Annotated in this window: 5 protein-coding genes; 4 read left to right on the forward strand and 1 reads right to left on the reverse strand. The window is 63.7% G+C overall.

Features of this window, described 5'->3' with window-relative positions; genetic code table 11:
- Positions 1–13 precede the first annotated feature (13 nt).
- Positions 14–1,315, reverse strand: a complete 1,302-nt coding sequence (gene aroA / locus NZM16_RS10370) for a 3-phosphoshikimate 1-carboxyvinyltransferase (protein ID WP_295452020.1) — start codon at positions 1,313–1,315, stop codon at positions 14–16.
- A gap of 315 nt (positions 1,316–1,630) precedes the next feature.
- Here aroA and NZM16_RS10375 point away from each other — a divergent pair, with 315 nt between their 5' ends.
- The 4 genes from NZM16_RS10375 to NZM16_RS10390 all read left to right on the forward strand — a co-directional run bounded on the left by NZM16_RS10375 (position 1,631) and on the right by NZM16_RS10390 (position 6,115).
- Entirely contained in the window at positions 1,631–2,047 is a 417-nt protein-coding gene (locus NZM16_RS10375) for a cyclic nucleotide-binding/CBS domain-containing protein (protein ID WP_295452017.1), read from the forward strand.
- A complete protein-coding gene (locus NZM16_RS10380) occupies positions 2,032–2,544 on the forward strand; it encodes a DUF402 domain-containing protein (protein ID WP_295480271.1) in 513 nt (170 codons plus the stop codon). The genes NZM16_RS10375 and NZM16_RS10380 overlap by 16 nt, the downstream gene beginning before the upstream one ends.
- 210 nt (positions 2,545–2,754) lie before the next feature.
- Positions 2,755–4,656 (forward strand): aldehyde ferredoxin oxidoreductase family protein, encoded by a 1,902-nt coding sequence (locus tag NZM16_RS10385; RefSeq protein WP_295480273.1) that lies wholly within the window; start codon positions 2,755–2,757, stop codon positions 4,654–4,656.
- Between the two features lie 289 nt (positions 4,657–4,945).
- Positions 4,946–6,115: a M28 family peptidase gene (locus NZM16_RS10390; RefSeq protein WP_295452009.1), complete on the forward strand. Its 1,170-nt coding sequence runs from the start codon at positions 4,946–4,948 to the stop codon at positions 6,113–6,115.
- Positions 6,116–6,241 lie beyond the last annotated feature (126 nt).

Here is a 6,241-nt window from a genome sequence, read left to right on the forward strand (position 1 = left end):
CGGGGGCCTGCCCCTACGATACCGGTTCGATCTCCGCGCCAAGCGCCTGCATGGCTTCCACGAATCCAGGGAAACTGTCCGCAATGCATGCGGCGTCCTCGACGATCGTTTCCCCCTGGGCGATCAGCCCGGCGATCGCCAGGGCCATTGCAAGGCGGTGATCCTCATGGCTGTGGACCACCGCTCCTCGCAAGGGGGTAGGTCCATAGACGGTGAAGCCGTCCGGATGTTCCTCGATCTGCGCGCCCATGCGCCGTAGCTCCATGGCCAGCGCGGCGATGCGATCGCTTTCCTTGACGCGCAGCTCCGCTGCATCGCGGACCTGGGTGACGCCCTCCGCCTGCGTGGCGACCACGGCGAAGATCGGGAACTCGTCGATCATCCGGGGAACGATCGCCCCCGCGATCTCGATCGCCTGCAGGCGGGCAGCCGCGGCTGTGGTCAGGAGCCCTACTGGCTCTCCGCCGACCTCAGCCTCCGAGATCACCTGGATGGGCGCGCCCATCGCCTGCCATGCCTCGACCCATCCCAGCCGCGTCGGGTTGAGCAGGACGCCTGGGATCTGAACCTGTGCGCCCGGGATCAGCAGCGCTGCCGCGACCAGGAAGGCCGCGGAAGACGGATCCCCGGGGATCGTGAGCGAGAGGGAGCGTAACTGTTCCGCCGGCTCGATTGTAATGGAGTTCCCTTCCCTCTGGACGGTCGCGCCCATCGCCCCGAGCAGGCGCTCCGTGTGATCCCGCGATGGGACCGGCTCGATCACCGTTGTAGGGCGGTCCGCGTAAAGCCCGGCCAGCAGGATAGCGGATTTCACCTGGGCGCTGGCCACCGGCAGTTCATACTGGATGCCCCGGAGGGAGCCGCCTCGCACCCGGACTGGGGCATGCCCTTCGGTGGTGAAGACCTCCGCGCCCATCCGGCGCAGCGGCTGGGCCACCCGCTCCATCGGGCGCCGGGAGAGCTGAGGGTTCCCGACCAACATGCTGGGGAAGGGGAACCCGGCCAGGATCCCCATCAGGAGCCGCATCGTGGTCCCGGAACCGCCACAATCCAGCGGTTCAGAGGCGGGCTGAAGGCCCTTCAGGCCGCTGCCGTGAACGACCAGATGATCCCTGGCGGGGCGCTCCACCTGAACTCCCAGAGCGCGCACACAGCGGAGGGTCGCCTCACAATCGGCGGCGGGAAGCCAGCCCTGGAGGTTGGAAATTCCATCGGCCAGGGCCGCCAGTAACAGCGTCCGGTGGGATATCGATTTATCCCCAGGGACGGAGATCGCGCCGCTCAATCGAGAGGCAGGTTGGATCCGTAAACGCATAGACGTTCCTCATTCGAAGAGTCGTTTGAGCTGGCCCTTTCATCCGGGGAATTGGGGGGCAGGGCCGTCAAAGGCGGCCCCGCCCCCATTCCTCTGGTTCGAAAGCCAACTGGTTCGCCGGGCGCTACATTGAACAGGCCAAGATGATCTATAATTCTAACACAACGGGTGGTCGGATCATCCCACCTGTGCAGGGTAGAAGGCCCTCTTCCTTGTGGTCCTCAGGGCTATGGGGGCCAAAACGGAGAAAGATGAGGCCGCTGAAGGCTGCCTTGCCGACTGTGGAGCAAAATCTTTCCTTTGGGGTGGAGGAGGATGGAGCGAAAACTCAAACCGTATACCGTGGCCGAAATTATGACCTCGCCGGTGGTGACGGTCCCGCCAGATATGCCGGTGGAGGAGGCATTGCACCTGATGGTCCAGAAGGGTATCTCCAGTGTGGTGGTGGAGCCTGAGGGGGCTCACGGAACCTGGGGGATCATGACCAAGCGGGACATCTTGAAGAAAGTAGTCGCCGCGGATCGACCTTTGAAGGGGCTCAAGGTTCGGGATTTGATGAGCGCGCCCCTGATCACGGTCTCCCCCGACACCACCATCCGCCAGTGTTCCATCATCATGTTGGACGCCAACATCCGGCGGGCGGTAGTAATGCAGGATGGCAAGCCGGTCGGCATTGTGAGCGATACCGACATCTTCCAGGCCGTGGAAGAACGGGGATGGGGTCCGGATTAAATGAAGTGGGCTCTGTTTTCCCCATCCGGGTGCGGCGGCTGACCGCCGATGGCCAGCTCCGGGTCGTTTACCCCGGACGCGTGTTGGAGGCTTCGCCTGAGGGGATCGTCCTGGAGGCTTACTGGGAACGCCCCCCTCTGGATCTGGGATATACCGTCCTGGAGCCGGCGGATCGCTTTGTGGAATATTTCTTTCGAGACCGCTGGTTCGTGATCTATGAGATCCACCACCATCAGGATAACCGGTTGAAGGGATGGTATTGCGATATCATCTATCCTCCCCGGATTTCGGAAGGTGAGATTGAGATCCGTGACCTCGCGCTGGATCTCTTTGTGACGCCGGCGGGGGAGGTGCTCGTTCTGGATGAGGAGGAGTTCGAGGCGCTGGGATTGCGGGAGCGCGATCCCAGCGCGTATGAAGCCGCTCGCTCCGCTCTTCAGGATCTTCTGAAGAGGGTTCATCGGCGGGAGCATCCCTTTCATCAGCTCCCCAAATGATGGAATCCCTCCTCTGTGACGGATCGTGCCCTCGATTTCGCGGGGATTTTGGGGCGGGCGACCACGGTGAGCGGTGTCTCCCTCCCCGAGGCCTGAAGGGCCTCGGGGAGGGGGATACCGGCGGGAGGAGCGATCGGCGCCGCTTATCCTCCATCCGTCAGCTGTGGAACACTTCCCAAACCCTAAAACAACGCCTCACAGGAGGAAGCCATGGGTCACGGATATGCTGGGCGCATTCTTCACGTGGATCTCACCGAAGGCCGTTTGTGGGTGGAGACGCCGCCCGAATCGTTCTATCGCACCTATATGGGCGGCAGCGCGATGGGGCTTTACTACATCCTGAGAGAGATGCCTCCCGGCATTGATCCCTTCGATCCCCGCAATATCCTCACCCTCTTTCTCAGCCCGCTCACGGGCGCGCCGATCTCCGGCCAATCCCGTCTGATGGCGAATGCCAAATCCCCCCTGACCGGCGCCATCGGAGATTCCCAGAGCGGAGGCTTCTTCCCTGCGGAGCTGAAATATGCGGGCTTTGATGGAATGGTGATCCGCGGCCGCGCCCCGAAACCGGTTTACCTCTGGATCCACGACGGCGAGGCCGAGCTACGGGATGCCGCTCACCTGTGGGGCCGGATCACCGGCGAGGTGGAGCACACGCTTCGGGAGGAGCTGGGCGACGATCAGATCGAGGTCGCCCAGGTCGGCCCGGCCGGCGAACGCCTGGTTCGCTTCGCCGCGATAATCAACATGTCCAACCGGGCCAACGGCCGGACCGGCATGGGGGCGGTGATGGGCTCCAAAAACCTGAAGGCCATTGTCGTCCGCGGCCGCCGCAAGGTGACCGTCGCCGATTCAAAGACCCTGGCGGAGCTGGCCGGGTGGGGCGCGCGCCACGTCGAGAGCAATCCGGACGTGCAGGGATTGGCGCTCTACGGGACGGCCAGCGTGGTGGCCTGGCAGCAGATGGCTGGCACCCTGCCGACCTACAATTACAACGCCGGGCAGTTCGAGGGCTTCGAGAAGATCACGGGCGAACGGATGGCGGAGACCATCCTCAAGGAGCGGGACACCTGTTACGCTTGCGTCGTTCGTTGCAAGCGGGTGGTGGAAACGGAGTGGAACGGACGGAAGGTGGACCCGTTCTATGGCGGGCCGGAATACGAGACCATCGCGACCTTTGGTTCCTACTGCGGCATCGACGACCTGGACGCCATCTCCCTGGCGAACCAGCTCTGCAACCAGTATGGGGTGGATACGATCTCCTGCGGGGCCACCATCGCCTGGGCCATGGAGTGCTTCGAGAAGGGCGTCCTCACCGAGGCGGAGATCGGTTTTCCGCTGCGCTTCGGCGATGCGGAGGCCATGTTACGGCTCCTGGAGATGATCCTCCGACGGGAGGGGATCGGGGATGTCCTGGCGGAAGGTTCCGCGCGCGCGGCCGATCGCCTGGGCAAGGGCCATGAGTTCCTGATCACCGTGAAGAACCAGGAAGCCCCGGCTCACATGCCCCAGGCCAAGCGATCCCTCGGCCTGATCTACGCTGTTAACCCCTTCGGCGCGGATCATCAGTCCAGCGAACACGACCCGATGTATGAGGAGGGCGCCTCAGACCTCTACCTCCAGCGGCTGGCGCTGATGGGGCTCACCCAGCCGCAGCCCCAGTATAGTCTGAGCGACGAGAAGATCCGCTTCGCCTACCTCACCCAGCTCTTCTATTCCTTCCTGGACTCCGCTGGGCTCTGTCAGTTCGTGTATGGCCCGGCCTGGACTCTCTACGGGCCTGAGGAAACCGTGAAAATGGTCCGCGCAGTGACCGGGTGGACGGATTTCACCCTGGAGGAGCTGTTGCGGATTGGAGAGCGGCGCCTGAATTTGCTGCGGTGGTTCAACGCCCGGGAGGGTCTGGACCGACGGGCGGATCAGCTCCCGAAGAAATTCTTCAAAGCGCTGCAGGGAACCGGGCCCACCGCGGGCATGGCCCTGGATCGGGGGGAGATCGAACGAGCGCTGGATCGTTACTATGAGCTGGCGGGCTGGACCCAGGATGGAGTCCCCACCCCGGAGAAGTTGCGGCAGCTGGGATTGGGATGGTTGCTGGAAACCTCGGTGTGATGCCGACCGCCCCAATCGCAAGCTCGCTCCACGGCCTTCGCTGGTGGCCCCGGGTTTTGCTGAGCCTAGGGATCGACGGCTGGCTTTGCTGGCATGCAGCTTGGTGGTTGCCGGCGAAGGCCGATGAACGGTTGCCGGCCTCCTGCGCCGGCGATCCCATGGGGAAACCGGCTGGAGGACGTGAAGGTATGGCATCGTTCGGTTGGGAAACTCGCCGGACAGGGCAGCATGCGACCGTCCCGTTATCTCCCATTCCCGGGTTCGTAGCCCTCCCGTGCAGGAGCCCTTCATGACCTCTACGATGGAGCATGTCGCGTATCTATCGAAACACATCGGGCCCCGAGGGAGCACCACGGATGCGGAGCGGGAGGCTGCGGAGTATGCTGCGCGGGTGTTCCGGGAAGCGGGGCTGGAGCCCCATGTAGAACCGTTTATCAGCGCCACCTCGGCCTGGCGCCCCTTTGCCATCGCCACCGGGGGGATGCTCCTGATGTTCCCCATCTTTTTCCTGGGCGGCCGATGGATCGCCACAGCGGGGCTTTTCCTGCTGGTCCTCTGCACCGTGATGGAACTGACGTTCACCCCAAACCCGCTCCGATGGCTGGTTCCCAAAGGGCGAAGCCAGAACGTCTACGCGATCCTGTCACCCGTCGGACCAGTCCGCCAGCGGGTGATTTTGTGCGGCCATCTGGACACCCATCGCACGCCGTGGGCGTTTTCCTCCCTTCGAGCGCTGGCGATCTATCGGACGCTGGTGACCTTGGGTCTTCCCGGCGCGGTGGGGATCGGGGCATTGTTCCTGACCGGTGCGATCACCGGGAACCCGACCTGGGGCCTGCCGGCGCTGTTGCCAGGGTTGCTGCTAACAGCCGTCTTCGCGATGGCGATCCAGGCGGACTTCACGCCCTACACTCACGGCGCCAACGACAACGCCACCGGCGCCGGGATGGTCCTGGCGCTGGCGGAACGGATCCGCCGGGAGCCCCTCCAGCACACCGAGGTCTGGGCGCTATGCACCGGTTGCGAGGAAGTTGGCGCGTATGGCGCCGCCGCTTTCGTCCGAGGGCACGCCGACCTTGGGCAACCCATCTTCATCGTCCTGGATACCCTGGGCGGTCCTGGGAGTGGTCCATGCTATCTCGCGCAGGAGACGATGTTGTTGCCCCTGCGCAGCGACCCCAAGCTACTTGCGCTGGCGGATCGAATCGCCCGAAGCCATCCGGAGTTCGGCGCCTATCGCTGGTCGAACTTCCGGGGTGCCTACACCGATGGGGCTCCGGCCATCCGGGCCGGCTGGCGGGTCCTCACCTTTGTAAACCTCCGGCCCGACGGCGTGCTGCCGCACTGGCATCAACCTTCGGATGTGTATGAGAATGTGGATCCGGAGGTGGTCGCCCGCACGGAGGCCTTTGTGTGGAGGTTGCTCCAGGAGATGGATCGCACTGTCTGGGAAAGCTGAGGGAGGATCAAAACTCGAGTTCCGGACGGCGGCTTGGTCGTCGGATCATTCAGCCCGGCTGAGATTTTGGGAGGCTGGGCCGGAGGTCGAAGGTTCCTCGTTTAGCTTCCCAAAATATATTGCGCC

Source organism: Thermoflexus sp., from assembly GCF_025055495.1.
Taxonomy (GTDB): domain Bacteria; phylum Chloroflexota; class Anaerolineae; order Thermoflexales; family Thermoflexaceae; genus Thermoflexus.

Bases quoted from the DNA above. Each gene is read 5' to 3' on its own strand.
- aroA (WP_295452020.1), bottom strand. From the start codon at position 1,315: ATGCGTTTACGGATCCAACCTGCCTCTCGATTGAGCGGCGCGATCTCC.
- NZM16_RS10375 (WP_295452017.1), top strand. From the start codon at position 1,631: ATGGAGCGAAAACTCAAACCGTATACCGTGGCCGAAATTATGACCTCG.
- NZM16_RS10380 (WP_295480271.1), top strand. From the start codon at position 2,032: ATGGGGTCCGGATTAAATGAAGTGGGCTCTGTTTTCCCCATCCGGGTG.
- NZM16_RS10385 (WP_295480273.1), top strand. From the start codon at position 2,755: ATGGGTCACGGATATGCTGGGCGCATTCTTCACGTGGATCTCACCGAA.
- NZM16_RS10390 (WP_295452009.1), top strand. From the start codon at position 4,946: ATGACCTCTACGATGGAGCATGTCGCGTATCTATCGAAACACATCGGG.